Raw genomic sequence first — 17,227 nt, 5'->3', positions numbered from 1 at the left:
AGGATTAGGAAATATTTAACTCGTGCAGACGCCGATGCAATGTGCGCCGGCTGATGCCCAATTTCTTGGCTGCCTCGGTGCGATTCCCGTCGGTGTCTTCCAAGGCGCGCATGATGAGCCGGGTTTCGGAATCATGCAAATTCAAAACATTGGCCCGTGCCACTGGCGAACTGCCCGCAAAGCCACTCTTTGAATCGCCGATTTCATCCACGGAATCTCGCACCGACTGGGGCAGATCGCGGACCGTGATTTGATTTTTCTGGGCCATCACCACCCCGTGCTCCATCGCCGTGCGCAGCTCGCGGACGTTGCCCTTCCAGTTGTGGCGCAGCACGCATTCCATCGCCTCCGGACTGAGCGGGCGAAAGGGTTTCCCATTGGCCTCGGCGAACTTGTGGAGAAACGCATCCACCAGCAGTGGCAGGTCCTCCTTGCGCTCCCGGAGCGGCGGCATCGTGATCCGCACCACGTTCAATCGGTAAAACAAGTCATCGCGAAATTTCCCCTCGGCCACCAGCTGGGCGAGGTCCTTGTTCGTCGCGCAAACCAGCCGCACATCCACCTTCACGGTCGTATTCCCGCCAACGCGCTCAAACTCGCCCGGGTCCAGTGCGCGCAGGATCTTCACCTGCGTGTTGGCATCGATCTCGCCAATCTCGTCCAGAAAGAGTGTCCCGCCATTCGCCTGCTCGAAGCGCCCGATCCGTTTCTCCGTCGCCCCGGTAAACGCCCCGCGCTCGTGACCAAACAACTCGCTTTCCAGCAACTGCGGGGAGAGCGCCGCGCAATGCACCGCGACGAATCGCGTCTTGTTCCGGTTGCTGAGATTATGGATCGCCGCCGCCACCAGTTCCTTGCCCGTGCCGCTCTCGCCTTGAATCAGGACCGTCGCCCGGGACGGCGCGACCTGGCGGATGACGTCGAACACCTCCTCCATGCACGCGCTACTGCCGATGATGTTTTCCAGCCCAAACCGTTTGTCCACGACCTGCTTCAACTCGACTACCTCCGCCTCCGTCTTGCGGCTGCGCAGGGCGCGATTAATGAGAATTTCCAGCTCGTCGATGTTGATCGGCTTCGTCACGAAATCATACGCGCCGCGTTTCATCGCTTCCACGGCCGTATTCACCGAGCCGTAGGCGGTCATCATGATGCAGATCGGCGGCTTTGCGCGGGTCAGCACGGTCTCGATCAGCTTCATTCCATCGTCACCGCCGAGCCGGAGATCGGTCACCATCACATCGACTTGCTCGTTCTCGAGAACCGACAACGCCCCCGCCGCGTCGGGCGCAATATAGACGTCGAACGCGTCCTCCAGCGAATTCCGCAAACCCTCGCGGGTGTGTTTCTCGTCATCAACAATCAAGACCACTGGATTCATAAATTCTCCTCCACCGTCGGCGCGCCGAGCATTCGGATTCGCCGCTCGCCGAATGGCAGCCGGATCGCGATCGACAGCCCCTTGCCCTCGTGGCTCTCCAAGTCGATCTCGCCGCCGTGCTCCCGCACAATCCGCCGCACAATCAGCAATCCGAGCCCGCTCCCGCTCTCCTTTGTCGTAAAGTACGGCTGAAAAATCCGCCCCATGTTCTCCGGCGAAATCCCCCCACCCGTGTCCGTAAACCGCACCCCCACATGCTCGTCGCCCCGCCAGCTCGCAATGTGCAGGATGCCGCCCGTCTTCATCGCCTGGAAGCTGTTCTTGATGAGATTGTAAAAGGCCTGCTTGATCTGATTGCGATCCAACTCGAGTGCGGGCAGGTCCTCCGCCAGGTCCAGCTCCACCAGCACATCGCGGTCCTCGATTTCCTTCGCCAGAAAGGAAACGGACTCGCGAATGATGGCATTGATGTCCTCCTTTTGCACCTGCGGCTGCGTCGGGCGCACCGCCCGGAGAAACTGGTTCACAATGTAATCCAGCCGCTTCACCTCCTCCTTCGCCACCTCCACCGATTCCTCCAGCGCCACCCGTTGCCGCCCCTCCAGCTTGCGGATGCGGCGCTCCATCAGTTGCAGGTGAATGTGCAGTGAATTTAGCGGGTTCCCGATCTCATGCGCCACCCCCGCCGCCAGCAGCGTCAAGGCCGAAAACCGCTCGCTCTCCAGCGATTCCTCGGTCGATTTCCGTGTCTCCGTAATGTCCCGCAAAATCACGGCGTAACCCAGATTCTCATCATTCGGCCCCAGATCTTCGATCTCGCCTTCCTCGCCGAGATGAAATGGCACCACATAGAAATTCAGCAGCCGGTTTTGAGGATAAAAAATCTCCATGTCGCGACTCACCACTCGGTCGCTCTGCGACATCCCGCGCCAGTCGAGGCCCCGCATCCGCTCGGTCAGGAGTTCACCCAGATCCGACTTCGCATTCAATCCGCACAAGCCGCAGGCCGCTTGGTTGAGGTAAAGAATCTGACTCGTGGCATCCGTCACGATCACTCCTTCTTGCAGCGAATTGAACACCCGCTCAAAGAACCCTTTCTCCCGCGCCAGCCGCAGAATCGTGCTCTGCACCGCCTGCGGCTCCACCCAGTGGATGCGATCTAGAAACTTATCAAGAAACCCCGGCTTCATTCTGGAGCGACAAACTGTCACACCCTCATCCATTTGCAACCCGCCCATCCGGGAAAAACTCTTCCTCCCGGAAAACAACTACAAACTGGCGCAAGCCAGGGTGAGCCTCATCGAGGGAGTTCTCGGCAAGGACCACCCCGCCACGCTTCGTACGCGCGGCATCCGCAGCAGCTTGTCGAACCCCGCTGCGCGCCATCCACACGCGGCGACCGCGACTCCAGCGACCTAGAAAGCCATCGACCAGCGCCTGCCGGAGAGGAAGCGTTCCGACAGGTGCATCCGGTGCTCCGTTTACGAGTCGGATCGTTCCCTGACTCGATTCGACCGTTCCCTGAGAGCAATCGACCGATCCGTTGGCTCCGTCCAGCGTTCCGACAGCTCGCTGGACCACTCCTTTTGGCAAACGACCGATCCGTTTGCGAAAAGGACCGATCCGTTTCGTGAATCTGGTTGATCCTGAGCGACTTATGCCTTTTCCACAGGGTTAAGTCTTCCAAAGCTCGAAAGCGCAAAATCATGATCGGGAATGCCACCACATTGGTTTTGGGAGCTAGTGCGAAGTGTCCGACTCGCCGCTGGTCAGCCAGCCCGCTTGCGAGATGCCCGTCGGCCCTTCCGAGACCCAGCGGGTCACCATATCTATAGCACCCGAACCAAAAATCCATTCAGTCCATCGGAGCGGCACCAAGTCGGCGAGGCCCGAATGTCTCTACGGAGTTGGGCCAAGGTGGAGATGCTTTCTATAAATATCAGGCTCCCAAGGGAGCCGCCGGATATTCCATAATCAATACCATTCATGTCATCCGTGTCCCGCAGATCACTAGGCCAGCCAAGGGAAAGACCGCTTGTTCAAGCAACCATTTCTCGCCTAAAACATCTAGGCCACCTTGCTTGCCTTTATAGAATCAACCATGCCACACGAAGAGTTTAAGCACCGCTGGCCAGAGAATGTTCCGGGCAAGTATTACGTTTCCGCTTCGTGTATGGACTGCGATCTTTGCCGAGAGACCGCGCCAGATAATTTCACTCGCAACAATGCCGGCGGTTATTCCTATGTTTGTAAGCAGCCAGAGACACCCGAAGAAGAAGTTATTGTTCGTGAGTCTGTAGAGGGTTGTTGTGTCGCCACCATTCATACTGACGGCGACACTTTTGACTGGGATGCTATTCCAGCAGACACACCTTACTATCTCATTCCGGAAGGGAAGTTACATCGTCAGGAGCTAACTGAGCAAGCTTCACACTCTTGCTGTAGGGCTAGATCCAACATTCTGGCGCGCCTTTTTCAACGGCTCTTCCGCAAATGACAGCAAAGGAGCGCAAGCATCTCTTGCACTTACTTTGTCTTTCTGGCGCTTTTTTTGGCGGTACCACATTCTGTCACTCAAGCCCAATCTAACTCTATGGAGAAGATCGACTACAAGAAGGAGCTGAAGCATTTCTACCGGGCCTCGGCGAAGGAGGTGGTGGAGGTGGAGTTGCCGCCGTTGCGTTACTTGATGGTGGATGGCGAGGGCGATCCGAATACTTCCCCGGGGTATGCGCAGGCGGTGGAGGCGTTGTTCACGGTGTCTTACACGGCGAAGTTTGCGGTGAAGAAGGCGACGGGGACCGACTACTCGGTGATGCCGCTGGAAGGGCTCTGGTGGGCGAAGGATTGGTCGGCGTTCGAGGCTGGGGATCGGCAGAATTGGCTGTGGACGATGATGATCCTGCAGCCGCCGTTCGCAACGGACGCGGTGATCGACGGGGCGCTGGCTCAAGTCGCCCGCAAGAAGCAGCTCCCGGCTCTGGCGAAGTTGCGGCTGGAAGTGTTTGCCGAAGGTCGCTGTGCGCAGATCTTGCATGTGGGCCCATTTACGGAGGAGGGGCCGACGATTGCGCGCCTGCATGAGTTTATCGAGGCGCGGTCGGGGCTCGCAGGGAAGCATCACGAGATCTACCTGAGCGATGTCCGGCGGGCTGACCCGAAGAAGTGGAAGACGATCCTGCGACAGGGGATGAGGGAACATCTTTCACCTACAACGTGTTAGGCTCTGTAGTTACCTCGTCATGAAAAGAAAACTCCTGATTGGATTTGCGACAATCGTCAGCATATTCGCAATGGACTGGGTTCATAGTGCCCCCGATAGGCAGTGGAAATCTGTTCATCCAGGAATGAGTCGGGCAACCGTTACCTCCCTCATCGGCATACCAGCAACGGATGTGAAAGACTCCAAAGGGATTCAGATATGGATTAATGCGGGCGCTATTCGAACAACATCTTTTGCGGCTATGTATTACGACGAGAATACACCTGAGATTGTTACGCACACCACATCGGGAACGCGATGGGTATGGGAGCGCTTTTAGTGAGGCTGTATACGGAACCGCTGGTGGACTTGGTTCGGGCTCTTTCGGAGGACGATAGGCTCTCAGAGTGGTTTCTCAATATGGAAACTTTGCCGCTGCCTTCACGTGCGACGGAACTCGGCGGGATGGCTACCCAAATGCAGGCGGCTGGCGAAGACGCGGCGCTGGTGAATGCGTTGACACTTCTGGCGCGGCCCACGCTCTTTGCGGCGGCTTGTGAGGCATTGCGCGAGTTGCGACGGTAGGCTCTTTACGCTTTCGCAGCAGTAGCGGAAACGGTGTGTTTCTTGGCGGGCTTGCGGCGGGCTTTGGGCTTGGGCGGAGTGGGTTCTTTTTTTTCGGCGGCGGGAGTTTCATCAGACTCAGCAGGAGCCTCGGGGGCAGGGGACGGGGTAGGAGCGGGCTTGATTTCGCCAGTGCGGAGGCTGTGCACGGGCGGGAGGATGGTTTTGAAGGTGGCGGCGTAGATGTCCCACGCGGTGAGGAAGAGGCCGCAGATGACGGGGCCGATGATGAAGCCGATGGGCCCAAAGAGGAAGAGTCCGCCCAAAGTCCCGACCATGATGAGGAGGTCGGGCATTTTCGCATCCTTGCCGACGAGGCTGGGGCGCAAAACATTATCGATGGTGCCGACGACGGCTGCGCACCAGATGCCGAGGAGGGTGCCGGCGAGGGTCTGGCCGGAGACGAAGAGGAAGATGACGGCCGGCACCCAGATGAGGGTGGCTCCGATGCCGGGGACGACGGAGAGGAGGACCATGAGGGTGCCCCAAAAGGCGGCACCGCCGATGCCGGCGATGGCGAATCCGATGCCAGCGAGGGTGCCCTGGATGAGGCCGATGAGGAGGGTGCCTTTGACGGTGGCACGGGTGACGGAGGTGAGGCGGTCGAGCATGCGGACCTCGTCGTCGTGCTGAAGCGGGATGTAATAGAAGATGCGCTCGAGGATGGCGGTGCCGTCTTTCAAGAAGAAAAACATGGCGTAGAGCATGACGAAGAGGTTGAGGAGGAAGTTCGCCGTGCTGGCGGTCATGGCAGAGGCTCCGGCGACGAGGGCGTGCCCGGCGGCCTTGGCGGCGTTGCCCGCGTTCTCGACGATTTTCGCCTGATCGGGCAGGTAATTGGCGAGGGGCGGGAAGCGGTGGGCGAGCCATTCGCGGGCGTCGGTAGCCCCGCTGGCCTGGAGGTGGACTTGCAGCCAGGGGATGGCCTCGTCGGAGATGCCCGCGGCTTGGTTGATGACGACGCCAACGAAGGCGCTGATGGGCCCGGCAATGAGGAGAAAGAGGACGAGCAACGTCAGGGCCGAGGCGAGGGAGCGGCGGCCTTTGCAGATTTTAACGAACCAGCGGAAGAGCGGACGGCAAAGGCCGGAGAAAATGGCGGCAAGGAAGAGCGGCTGGAGAAACGGCCAGATAACGCCGAGGAAAAGCGCGGAAATGGCGATGACGAGGATAAGAACGAAGGCCGTCTGGAAGCGGCGTCGGTCGAGTGGGGCGGGTTCCATGGGAATCAGGCGGCAGGGTTGCGGGGAGAAGTCATTGCCGGAGAAACGGATGATTGCGGAGTTGTGGTTCCCTATGTGCGATTTAAAGCGTGGAAATTTTCTTTGGCGATGGCTGCTCTTCGCCTCGGAATTGGGATGCTGGCAGGCCGCTTACCGCTTTTCCAGAGCCTTCGCTCCGGCGGCTCCGCTGAGGCCCATTTTGTCGAGATCGGTCCAGAGGGTGCCAGGTCCGGTGTGGAGGACATTGATCTTGAGCGCGGGATTCAGGGCGCGGGCAAACTCAGCGAGGTTGTAGGCTTGCGGGTCGCCAAAGGCTTTGATCTTCAGCGCGTAGCCCTTGGCTTTTTCGCCCTCGACCATCAGGCTGGCGTCGGCATTGGCCTTGCCGAGGGCTACGTCGCGCTCGGCCCGGATGCTGGCTGTCTTTTGCGCAATTTCGGAGACGCGGACATTTGTTTCTCCACCCAGTTCGGCAACTTGCTTGGCCTGGTTGGCGGCGATGCTGGCTTTGAGTTTGCGGGTTTCGCCGATGACTTCGGCGGAACGCTGCTCGATGAGTTGGGTCTCGGTGTTGAGTTCGGCCAGTTTGGCCGCGGTCTTCTGGCGCTCTTTGTTGGTGAGATCCTGTTCAGTGGCGATGCTGGAGTTTTGGATGGGCTCCAGGATTTGCTCGGGCACTTTCACGTGGCGAATAAGGGCGTTGTGGGTGGTAATGTGCTTGCCTCCCAAGTTCGACTGAAGCGAGAGGGTGAGTTCGTTCTGAAATTTCTCCCGGCCTTCACCCACGATGAAGTCGAGGGCGCGGTAGGCGGAGCCTTTCAAGCGTGAAATGGACAGGATCTGCGGCATGAGGATTTTTTCCACCACGGCGGGCATGTCGCCATAATCGCGGTAGATGCCCGCGACGTTTTCGGGACGAAACTCAAACTCGACCGTCATGTCGAGGGCGACATCGAAGCCGTCGCGCGAGGGGAAGCTGACGTGCTGGTTGAGGACGAAGGTGGCCTCGGTCTGGGTCTTTTCTTTTTTGGCTTCGGATTGCGGTTTGGCAGCGGGTGCTGCGGAATTTCGGGTGGAACCATTGGCCCAAGTGCCGCTGCCAGCGTTTCGCGAGAGGGCGAAATCCTGCTGGGCCGGGGCGAGGCTCATGCCGGACTGGCTCTCGTTGCTGATGTAGTCGGCGCGATTGGCAGCCTGTTGCTGGAGGACGTTGTTTTCGAGATTGTTGAGGAATCCATTGGAACTCCGCAGGGCCGTTTTGGTGATGACGGCACCACCTTCCTTGCCAAGGAGGGAGACTTGGTTGAGGCCGACTTCGATGACGTCCACCTTGTATTGCTTGGGGTTAATGTAGTAGAGGCCGGGCTGGAGGATGTTTTCCATGACGCCTTTTTCCCCCGGCTTCGCGAAAGCTCCCTCCGGTGCCTGCCGTCCAGAAAGCGAGGTAACGACGGCGCTGTAGCCGATGGGGATGCTGATGGCGTCGAGGATGTCCACTTTGTAGCCGACGGGGTTGATCTTGTATTTGCCGGGTCCGAGGACGCCGCGCTGGATGCCCTTTTGGCCGGGGCCAGCGAGGAAGTCGCCCTGGCCGAGGTCGTTGCCGACTTTGGAAACGATCACGCCGACCTTGCCGGGTTCGATCAAAGTGACGGGGACGATGGTGTGCTCGTAGCTGTAAGGATTAAGAAAATAACGGCCTTCACCGAGGACGTTCTCCTGGACGCCCTTCTGGCCCTCCCTCGCGAGAATTTGCCCCGGCGGAAGCAGCGAGCCCTCTTTGGCGGTGATGACGGCAATATGATTGATCGGGACGTAAAAGCGGCAGAAACCCCAGGTCCAGAGGAACCAAAGTCCGGCCACTGCGACGATGGCAGCGACAATAAGAAAAGTGAGTGAGCGTTTCATCGGGAGGGAAGAAATCAAGGTTTGCGGGTAGGCAGATAGGAGTTGAAGAGCGATCCGAGGCTGCCTTCGCCGTCGCCGGTGAGAATGCTTTGAATCTGCGGCGCGGTGCGGCTGTAGAAAAGATGGCGGGCGTAGTTGAAGCCATCGCCAAACGCGGCGGCCTGTTGTTGCAAGACGCTCGCTTCCGCCAGGTTCTGGGCTTGGATCACCGTCTGCTCACCGGTGGCGCGGCTGAGAATGGCCCGCGCCTGGGCTTGGGCGGCATCGCGCTCCAGGCTGGCCACCGCCAGATCCTGCTCAGCGGCTGTCAGGCGCACCTCCTGATCTTGTTTTGCTGCGATGATGGATGTGAGCGCAGTGGTTTCTGCGGCGACCTGCTCGCTTTTCTGGACGGCGAGCTGCTGCTGGCGGGCCAGTTGCGCCTTCGACTGCGCCTGGGTGATTTGCTGGTCGTACATGGCGCGGGTTTGGGCGGCGAGTTCGCGTTCGCGAATGATGCCGGCGATCTGGTCGGGCGGGGTGATGTTGCGGATCAGCACGGAGCGCACGTCGATGCCCCACTTGCTGCAATGCTCGCGGAGGTGACTTTCGAGTTTATCCTGAAAAAGCTGCCGCGTCTCGCCCACGATGTAGCTCAAGGCGGGATTTTTACTGCCCTCAATGCGACCGAAGCCGCGCGCGACGGGCAGGATGATTTTTTGAACGATGTCGTCCATGTCGCCGACCTGATGCGCCAGAAGCGCGGCGCTGTCCCGCTTGATGCCATACTCGATCGTGCCCTCAGCGGTGATCGTAAAGCCGTCCACCGTCAGAAAATCGATGGAGTCGTCGCCGCTCATCTCAAACCGCTGACTCTGGAGGTTCACCTCGACCAGGCTGATGAGAAATGGATTGATGTAATAACTTCCCGGATCAACCGTTTCGGAGACGACGCCCTTGGTGCCGACTGGGACGATGAACGTGTTGGTGGCTCCGGGCTGGCCGGTGAGGGGATCGCCGCCCACGAGGGAGACTTTTACCCCGATGTGGCCGGGGCGGATGGTGATCGCGTCGAACATTTGCACATGAAACGCGTAGGGATTGATGCGGTGTTTCCCTGGGAGCAACACATCGGAGAGGATGCCCTTGCTGTCAGGATGCGCGATGATTTCTCCATCGGGCAGATTATTTCCAAAGAGCCGCGTGACGACTCCCAGCTTGCCCGCAGGAACATCCGTTACCGGAACGACTTCCCAACTATAAGTGTAGGGATTCAGGAAATGGCGGCCCTCGGCCAGCACATCGAGTTGAATGCCTTTTTCATCCTTGGCCGCGAGGACGGCGCCTTGCGCGGGGTTTTTTCCAGTCTTGCGAATGAGGACCACGATTTCATCGGCCATCGGTTCCACCCGGCAGAAAAACCAGATGTAGAGCGGAATAAAAAGGACGGCCAAAATGAGAATGACCGGCAAGCTGAAGGCCCAGGTCGGCAGTTGCGGGCGACTCTTGGGAAGATCGGGGAAGGAATTCATACGAGGGGGAGAAAGAACCGTCGCGCTTGTTTAAGGAAAAAGGCGCGCGGCGTCGAGCATTACCGAGGAAACGTGCGAAGAGCGTTTTCCTTGGAAAAATCTTCCATTGGAATGGAACTCCAGAGCTACTGCTGCACGATCTGGATCGAGCGGATGACGGAGCGGACGAGCGGGGCGTTATTTGAATCGGTCTCGCCGTGGCTGATGGCTTCGAGGACTTCCAGTCCGCTGGTGACTTTGCCAAAGACGGTGTATTCGCCGTCCAAGGTCGGAGCGGGGACGAGGGTTACGTAAAACTGGCTGCCGTTGGAGGCTTTGTTGGGATTGATGCGGTTTGGGAGGCGTCCCATGGCGACGGTGCCGCGCTGGTGTTTGAGTTTAATCTCGGCGGGAACAACGTAACCCGGGCCGCCGGTGCCGAGGGGAAGATTGGGTTTCTTTTTGCGACTAAGCGGGTCGCCGATCTGGACGAGGCGACCGGGCAGGGCGCGATGGAAGGCCATGCCTTTGTAAAATTTCTTGCGGGCAAGTTTCTCGAAGTTGGCGACAGTCTGCGGCGCAGCTTCGGGATACAACTCGATGGTGACTTGTTTCGGCTGCTTTTCGTTGGGCACCTGAATGGAAAGGACGGCGACTTCAGCGGCCGGGGCCGCAGTGAGCAGGGCGAGGAAAAATAGTGAGGCGAGTTTCATAAGGATTGGACGGTCAGGCTTTCTCCAGTGGCGGTTTGGATGACGGTGCCGGGTGTGGAGTGGGCGCGCTTGACGTAAGCAAGTGCGACGATGTTTTCCAAGTCCAAACTGACAGCCGCACTGGTGACGCTGCCGATGGGTTGTCCATGAACGAGGAGCGGGGAGCCTGCGCCGATGGCGGAATCTTTCGGAGCGGTGAGGCGAATAAGGAGGCGATTGACGTGCCCGACGCTTTTAATGCGGCTGATGACTTCCTGCCCGATGTAGCAACCCTTGTGGTAGTCGATGCAGTCGCGGTCGAGCCCGGCCTCGACGGGGATGGTGTTTTCGTCGAGTTCAGCGCCCCATTTGGGAATGCCCTGCGCGATGCGAAATGACTCGGTCTCCAGCGGAGTTAGAACGCGATGGGAGCGGGTGGTTTTTACAGTTTGCCAGAGGTCGCAACCGGGGACGCCGAGGCGTTTGGACTGGATTCCACCGCTTTCGCCGACGAGGTGAGTCAGATGCAACTCGGAGCTAATATCTGTGATGCTAACATCGTCGGAAATGATGTAACGCTCGAAGCGGGCGAGCAATTCCTCGCTCATGTTAGGAGGACCATCGACGCGGATGCCGTCGTCCAGTTTTGTCAGCCAGACTTCGGCGTTCATCTTGCCTTTGGCGGTCATCACGCAGGCGTGCATCGCGATGTTAGAATGAAGTTTCCTAACATCGTTGCTGAGCTGGCCATTGAGGAAACGAACCACGTCCGCACCCCGAAACTCCAGCACAGTGCGCTCTAACTCGACTGCAAAATTTTCCATCAGGACTTCGCGGCGAGTTTGGTGAGAATCGAGAAGTCGTCGCCGGATCTTCCCTCGGCCTCGGCGCGTTGCAACGACGCGAGCGCGGCGTCGATAGCCGGTGTGGCGATGTTCTTGGGCCGGCTCAAACTCGCCGCGTGCCGCAGATCTTTCATCATGTGCTGCACGGTGAAATGCGGCGAAAAATCATTCGCGATAATGGACGGGAGTTTCATATCAATCAGCGGGGAACGAATCGCGTTCGGGGCGAGCGCCTTCTGCACTTTTTCCAGCGAAATTCCGGCGGCGCTGGTGACGGCGAGCGCTTCCCCGAGCACTTGCAACATCCCGGCGATCATCATGTTGGCGGCGATTTTCATGACCGCTGCCTGGCCGACTTCGCCGATGGGGACGACCGTTTTGGCGCTGTCGAGGAGGATGGGGGTCATCTTTTCGATGAGCGCCGGATCGCCGCCGACGTAGTAAACCAGCGCGCCGTTTTCCGCAGCGACCTTGCTACCGGTGAAGGGGCAATCGAGAAATTGCGCGCCGACGCTGCTGACAATGCCGCCGACGCGTTTCGTGGTTTCCGGCGAGACGGTGGGATGAAAGAGCAGAATGTGGTTTTTCGTGAGAACGCTGACGACCGATTGGACGGCTTGCAGGAGCGCGGCGTCGTCGGAGACGAAGAATTGGAGGATGTTGCAGGTCCGGGCGACTTCCTCAGCGGAGCCGAGAAAATTCGGCACGGGCCGCGGCGAACGGCTCCAGACATAGACTTCGTGACCGCGTTTTCTGAGGTGACCGGCGATGCGGCTGCCGATGATGCCGAGTCCGATGATTCCGATGCGAGTGCTCATAATAGATGTGGGTCGAGAATTTCGATCTTCGCACGTTGCACGAGATCGGTCACGGTGGCGTCGATTTTTTTCCGCTCCTGCTCGTCTCGACAACGCTGACGCACCTCGGCGGCGACATCGTCATAACTCAGCGTGACGGCAGGGTGACGCTCGGAAACGAGAATCAAATGGAACCCGAATCGAGTTTCCACGGGCTGTCCGACTTGGTTGAGCGGCTGCGCAAAGGCGGCCTTAACGAGCGCAGGTTCCATGCGCTCGCTACGAAACCAGGACAGGGAGCCGTGGGTGATTTTTTTCGCCGGATCGTCCGACAACGCGTCGATCAACTGCGAAAAGGGGATGCCATCCGCCAGGCGGGCTTGAGCGTCGTGGATCAGATCGACCTTTTCCAAAAGTTCGACGGGGGTTCCTTTCGGAGAAAAAATCGCGGCGAAATGACTCGCCTGCGCGACTTCGGGCAGCGCTGAAATCTCCAGATGAGCGGCAAACCAAGCCCGGCATTCTGCTTCGGTAGGCTCGCTTTTCGCCATTTCCCGCAGCCACTTCTCCACCTGCATTTGAGTTCCAATGCGTTGGCGCAGATCGTTTTCGCTCAAGCCCGCGGCTTGCAAGGCCGTGTTTAAGCTGGCGACATCTGGAAATTGATGGCTCAGCGTTTCCATCCTTTCCTCGACCTGCTCGCTGGGCAGTCGCGGCATTCGCTGAGAGACGACTTCCATTTGAATCAGGCGCTGGAGGGCGGGGCGCAGTTGATTAACGTCTGGCGGCTCCCGATCTAACTGCGCGGCGGACAACAAATAACGCGCATACAACGGCCGCCCGTTGACTCTGGCGACCACGGCGGGAATTCCCTGCACCGGCTCCTCGCATACGCGATTTCGTTCAAAAACCAGCCAGAGCATTCCGCCCAAAAGGAGGAAATTCAGCGCCAGCAGCCAGCAGAGAAGGCGTGTCCGTGGGTGGGTGTCTGCCATGATTGTTCGAAAATGATAAACCTTGCTGGCACCAAATTTCCAGACATACTTCCCACGTCTATTTCTCATGGATAACCCGCCCGAACAACAGCTCGAAATGGAGCTTCTTCGCCGCACCGCACAAGGGGATCGGGCCAGCTTTGAGGCGCTATACGAGCGGTTCAGCGGCATCCTTTTTACGGCGGCTTTGCGCGTGCTGAACGACCAGCGCGAAGCCGAGGATATTCTCCAAGATGTCTTTATTCAGATCTGGGAAAAGGCTCATTTCTACGTTCCAGAACGCGGCAAACCGCTGACTTGGGCGCTGACTTTGACCCGCAATAAATCCATCGACCGGCTGCGCTCGCTGCAACGTCGCGCCCGTCTCCGCGACCAAGTCGAGAACGAGACGGAAATCAAAAGTTCCCTCGGCCAGCGCGATTCATCCGACGAGGTGGACTCGTTGGAAAAGGGAAAAATCATCCGTGCCGCCGTTATGCAACTTTCCCAAGAGCAGCGCGAAGCCATCGAGATGGCTTACTTCGGCGGACTGACCCAAATTGAGATCGCATCACGCCTCGACCAGCCCTTGGGGACAGTCAAAGCGCGCATTCGCCGCGGCATGATGCGTCTGAAAGATTTAGTAGAGAATCAACTGTAACTCGTTTTACACGAGGAAGTTGCCCATCTACTGACCGCGTCCGCCACCACCCCAATTTCCACCGCCTCGTCCGCCGCGCTCCGTCAGGCTTTTTGTCGCAAGATCACGCAAAGGACCTGCCGGAATTGAGTTCACCCAAGCGTCTGAGGCCGCCTGATCACCGCGTCTGACCTGACGTGCAATCGCGGTAATCGCCGCCTGTTGCGTCTCCGGATTGTTCATGCCTAGCGCCGTGTTGGTCGCTGCCTGACTGTCTGTGGAAGCCCAGCTACCGATGGCAGAACTGACGGCGGCTTTTTGAGAATTGGGGTCAGTAATTTGCGTAGCCCAAGCAACAGCCTTGGCAGGGTCATTCTTGGCCCATGTATTGGCGATAGAGCGATAGGCATTACCCTGGCCGTCTGCCGGAAGATTGCTCGCCCACTGAATGGCTTGGGCTGGATTGGTTTCTGCCCATTTGCTGCTGATGCGGTCGATGGATTGATTGCGCTCGCGGCCGTCGGGAAATTTTTCCACCCAGGCAGCAGCGTGAGCCGGATCGGTTTCCGCCCATTGATTCGCCACGCTGGCCACGACCCATTGACGGCCATCGCCCTCGGCCAGTTGCGAGGCAAAGGTGGCGGCTGCAACGGGATCGGATTTCGTCCAACTGCGAGCCACGGCCATATTCATGAAACTCCGCTCACGGCCTTCGATTTCGTTCTGGGCAAAAGCGGCCGCTTCAGCCGGATTTTTGTCGGCGAGGGCGAGGGTCACACTCATCGCGGCAGACGTTCCCAGACTGCCGTCGCCCTTGTCATCGGGACTGGAGAAAGCCCATTCCATGGCGAGACTTTTCATGGCAAACCGCTTGTCGGCGGGATCGGTGAGGCTCTTGGCGGCATCCAGGGCATTCTTCGGATCTGTGGTGGCGAGCTGGCCAAAAATCCCGCTCAACATGGCGCGACGATCCGCTCCAGCAGGGAGTTTGCTGACCATGTCCAAGGCTTTCTTGAGGTCGCCAGCGGCCAGCATTCCGCCCAATTCGGTGAACGCCTCACGCCGCTTGGCCGGATCGTCAATTTTTTGGACAGAATCGGCAGTGAGATTGCGCGTGTCGATATTAGCGTCCAGCAAGCGGCTGCTGGAACTCGGATTATCATTGGCGAGGCTGCCACTGGAACGGGAACTGGGGCCGGAGTTGGGATGTTCCGCCGAAGCCGAGACGGTCGCGCTGGAGGGCGACTTCGTGGTGTTATAAATGATGGAACCTGCGGCGAGGGTCCAGCCAGCAGCGGTGGCGACGATCAAGGGGAGTTTGCTCATGGGAAAGGAATTCTAACTTCGTTATTAAACCCGCGCTTGGAGAAAAGTTGCGAATGAGTCGGCTCTAGTATCCAGGGGTGAGGCTTGGCTGGACGCAGGAGGGCAAGGCATCCCTTCGCAGGTAAACATTGCTATTGGTGTTGGTGCCGATTCAAATTGGAAGCTCCGACTGGCCCTCGTCATCGTATTTAATCCTTCCTTCTTCACTGCTGGATTTGATCCACCGCTCTCTGGATCAAGATACCAAGGCGTCTTTGGCGTCTGCGGCGGATAAGTGCGGGGGGCGAGAATCATTTTACGGGGCTTCACTGGCGCAACGAAATCGGGCATGAACTGCCGCTGGCGTGGCATCCATGCGTCCTCTGATCTTCGCCGGGAAGGGCGTCCCGCTGGGACGGCTGATCGGGACGGGTTGCCGTCCGGCAAGGACCATCCAGCTTTCTGCGCCCGTTCCGGTGATACCTCTGTTTTATATTACATACAGACGGACTGACCCCTGTGGAGAGGGGGGCGTCATTATTGTATGACGTTATCAAAGGGGCCGAGGGAAGCACGGATGGAAGGGAATGCAGCTCCACGATCTCCCGGACATCGAGGATTTCGTTGAGGCGGTCCCGATACTCCAAAACATCGACTCGGAGGGCTTGGCGGGCCTCCTCAGTGCGAAGAGAGAGCGGAATGGCGTCGATCATCTTGGCGAACGTGTGAACGCGAGCCAGGACAGAGTCAACCGGGATATGGGAACGTCGAGACCGCCCCTGCGAGGTTTTTGGCGCAGACAGGGACGGCACACGGGGAGCGTCACTTCCCCCAAGGACATGAAAGCGATGAGCGGCTGCAACTCTCGACTTACCCACAATTTCCTGATCCGCCCCGGCTGGCGTCTCCGACGAGCTGGTCCTTCCGGGCCCATTCTCGACCCCAGCCGGGGCGGGGAAATCATGGATAAGTCTGGCCTCCGATGTAAGACACGGAGGGCAAAAAGAGGGGTTTTCCGGGTCCGAAGAAAAATGGCCTTCCGCAGCACTTTCCCTCGTAATGGATTGAGTTGTTTCTAAATAGACAAGGAAGGGAACCTGACCACCGGAGGCCGCTGGCGCGGCCTCTGTGGTCAAGCTCCCAACACCGTTCATTCCATTCACGACTGGCAGCGTGACCGCTGGAGAGGCGATGCGCCGTCCATTGCGCTTATACCTCTGTTTTATATTACATACAGACGGATTGACCCGGTTTTCGAGGGTGGGGCCGTTATTGTATGATGTTACTGGCACGCTGGATTCTACACCAAGAAGGGAGTCGATTTCGAGGATTTCGTTGAGGCGGTCCCGATACTCGGAAAGGTCGTGTTCGAGGTCATGGCGGGCCTTTTCCGTGCGAAGGGTGAGCGGTATGGCAGCCGTCATGGTGGCGAACTTGTGGACTCTGGCCAGCACGTCAGCAACTGGGATTTTGGGGGCTGACCGCCGAGCCGAGGTTTTCGGCACAGGACCCGGCGGCGACTTCACCCCAGCGAAGCTCTCATTTGCAAACGAGGGCGCGGCCTCAATTCGCGACTTACCCACAATTTCCTGATCCGCCCCTGACTCTGTCTCCGACGAGCTGTTTTCGCTACGCTGCCCATTCTCGCCAGAGTCAGGGGCGGGGAAATCATGGATAAGTCTGGCCGCCGTTTCGAGGTCAGCGAGGACAGCGGGAACAACCTCTGAAACATGGACGATTCCATCAGGAAGGCTCTTTCCGAGTGTAATTACATCATGACAGGGCTCCAGAGGGCTGTTTTCCGTGTTAGGGAGATATGACACTATAGATAAACCAAACGGCATGGCTGCCGCTGGCGCGGCATCCACGCCGTTGGTGCATCCATGCGCCCTCTGATCTTCGACGGGAAGGGCATCCCTGTGGGATGACTGGTCAGCGGGGATTGCCGTCCGGCAAGGACCTTCCAGCTTTCTGCGCCCGTTCCGGTGATACCTCTGTTTTATATTACATACATTGTATGATGTTATTCTTATATGGCGTGTAATGAGGTATTTATCTTGTTGTGAACAACTTGTGGATGGATTTCCCCGGCCTCCCGCCGAAGTTATCCACAGGAGTTTCCTTATTTTCTCTGCGCAGCCTGCAG

At 58.4% G+C, this 17,227-nt stretch carries 15 protein-coding genes; 5 read left to right on the top strand and 10 right to left on the bottom strand.

Features of this window, described 5'->3' with window-relative positions:
- Positions 1-4: 4 nt before the first annotated feature.
- Entirely contained in the window at positions 5-1,381 is a 1,377-nt protein-coding gene (locus tag ABIT76_03375) for a sigma-54 dependent transcriptional regulator (GenBank protein MEO7932180.1), read from the bottom strand.
- Positions 1,378-2,571, bottom strand: coding sequence for an ATP-binding protein (locus ABIT76_03370; GenBank protein MEO7932179.1), 1,194 nt, complete (start codon positions 2,569-2,571; stop codon positions 1,378-1,380). Before ABIT76_03370 ends, ABIT76_03375 begins: the two co-directional genes overlap by 4 nt.
- A 100-nt stretch (positions 2,572-2,671) precedes the next feature.
- Between ABIT76_03370 and ABIT76_03365 the strand changes: the two genes are divergently transcribed.
- The 4 genes from ABIT76_03365 (at position 2,672) to ABIT76_03350 (ending at position 4,923) form a co-directional block, all read left to right on the top strand.
- The gene (locus ABIT76_03365; protein MEO7932178.1) at positions 2,672-2,800 is read left to right on the top strand and encodes a hypothetical protein; all 129 of its coding nucleotides are present in this window, start codon (positions 2,672-2,674) and stop codon (positions 2,798-2,800) included.
- A 682-nt stretch (positions 2,801-3,482) separates the two neighbouring features.
- On the top strand, positions 3,483-3,878 hold the full coding sequence (locus ABIT76_03360) for a ferredoxin (GenBank protein MEO7932177.1): 396 nt from the start codon (positions 3,483-3,485) through the stop codon (positions 3,876-3,878).
- Between the two features lie 96 nt (positions 3,879-3,974).
- Complete coding sequence (locus ABIT76_03355) at positions 3,975-4,604, top strand: GyrI-like domain-containing protein (protein ID MEO7932176.1); 630 nt, start codon at positions 3,975-3,977, stop codon at positions 4,602-4,604.
- A gap of 19 nt (positions 4,605-4,623) precedes the next feature.
- Entirely contained in the window at positions 4,624-4,923 is a 300-nt protein-coding gene (locus ABIT76_03350; protein MEO7932175.1) for a hypothetical protein, read from the top strand.
- A 250-nt stretch (positions 4,924-5,173) separates the two neighbouring features.
- Here the strand turns inward: ABIT76_03350 and ABIT76_03345 are convergent, their stop codons facing one another.
- The 7 genes from ABIT76_03345 to ABIT76_03315 form a co-directional block, all read right to left on the bottom strand.
- The gene (locus ABIT76_03345) at positions 5,174-6,430 is read right to left on the bottom strand and encodes an AI-2E family transporter (protein ID MEO7932174.1); all 1,257 of its coding nucleotides are present in this window, start codon (positions 6,428-6,430) and stop codon (positions 5,174-5,176) included.
- Positions 6,431-6,580: 150 nt separating this feature from the next.
- Positions 6,581-8,338: an SPFH domain-containing protein gene (locus ABIT76_03340; GenBank protein MEO7932173.1), complete on the bottom strand. Its 1,758-nt coding sequence runs from the start codon at positions 8,336-8,338 to the stop codon at positions 6,581-6,583.
- Between the two features lie 14 nt (positions 8,339-8,352).
- The gene (locus ABIT76_03335; GenBank protein ID MEO7932172.1) at positions 8,353-9,849 is read right to left on the bottom strand and encodes an SPFH domain-containing protein; all 1,497 of its coding nucleotides are present in this window, start codon (positions 9,847-9,849) and stop codon (positions 8,353-8,355) included.
- 125 nt (positions 9,850-9,974) lie between these two features.
- Positions 9,975-10,541: a peptidylprolyl isomerase gene (locus ABIT76_03330; GenBank protein MEO7932171.1), complete on the bottom strand. Its 567-nt coding sequence runs from the start codon at positions 10,539-10,541 to the stop codon at positions 9,975-9,977.
- A complete protein-coding gene (locus ABIT76_03325) occupies positions 10,538-11,344 on the bottom strand; it encodes a glycine cleavage T C-terminal barrel domain-containing protein (GenBank protein MEO7932170.1) in 807 nt (268 codons plus the stop codon). The genes ABIT76_03330 and ABIT76_03325 overlap by 4 nt, the downstream gene beginning before the upstream one ends.
- Positions 11,344-12,183: an NAD(P)-dependent oxidoreductase gene (locus ABIT76_03320; GenBank protein ID MEO7932169.1), complete on the bottom strand. Its 840-nt coding sequence runs from the start codon at positions 12,181-12,183 to the stop codon at positions 11,344-11,346. Before ABIT76_03320 ends, ABIT76_03325 begins: the two co-directional genes overlap by 1 nt.
- A complete protein-coding gene (locus ABIT76_03315) occupies positions 12,180-13,157 on the bottom strand; it encodes a peptidylprolyl isomerase (protein ID MEO7932168.1) in 978 nt (325 codons plus the stop codon). Before ABIT76_03315 ends, ABIT76_03320 begins: the two co-directional genes overlap by 4 nt.
- A 67-nt stretch (positions 13,158-13,224) precedes the next feature.
- Here ABIT76_03315 and ABIT76_03310 point away from each other — a divergent pair, with 67 nt between their 5' ends.
- Positions 13,225-13,797 (top strand): sigma-70 family RNA polymerase sigma factor, encoded by a 573-nt coding sequence (locus ABIT76_03310; protein MEO7932167.1) that lies wholly within the window; start codon positions 13,225-13,227, stop codon positions 13,795-13,797.
- A 27-nt stretch (positions 13,798-13,824) separates the two neighbouring features.
- On the opposite strand, the gene ABIT76_03305 is transcribed toward ABIT76_03310, so the two are convergent.
- Positions 13,825-15,102: a hypothetical protein gene (locus ABIT76_03305; GenBank protein ID MEO7932166.1), complete on the bottom strand. Its 1,278-nt coding sequence runs from the start codon at positions 15,100-15,102 to the stop codon at positions 13,825-13,827.
- Between the last annotated feature and the right edge of the window lie 2,125 nt (positions 15,103-17,227).

The organism is Chthoniobacterales bacterium (genome assembly GCA_039930045.1).
Taxonomy (GTDB): domain Bacteria; phylum Verrucomicrobiota; class Verrucomicrobiia; order Chthoniobacterales; family DASVRZ01; genus DASVRZ01.
The sequence above is the reverse complement of the archived record's forward strand: the minus strand, read 5'-3'. Positions and strand labels throughout refer to the sequence as shown.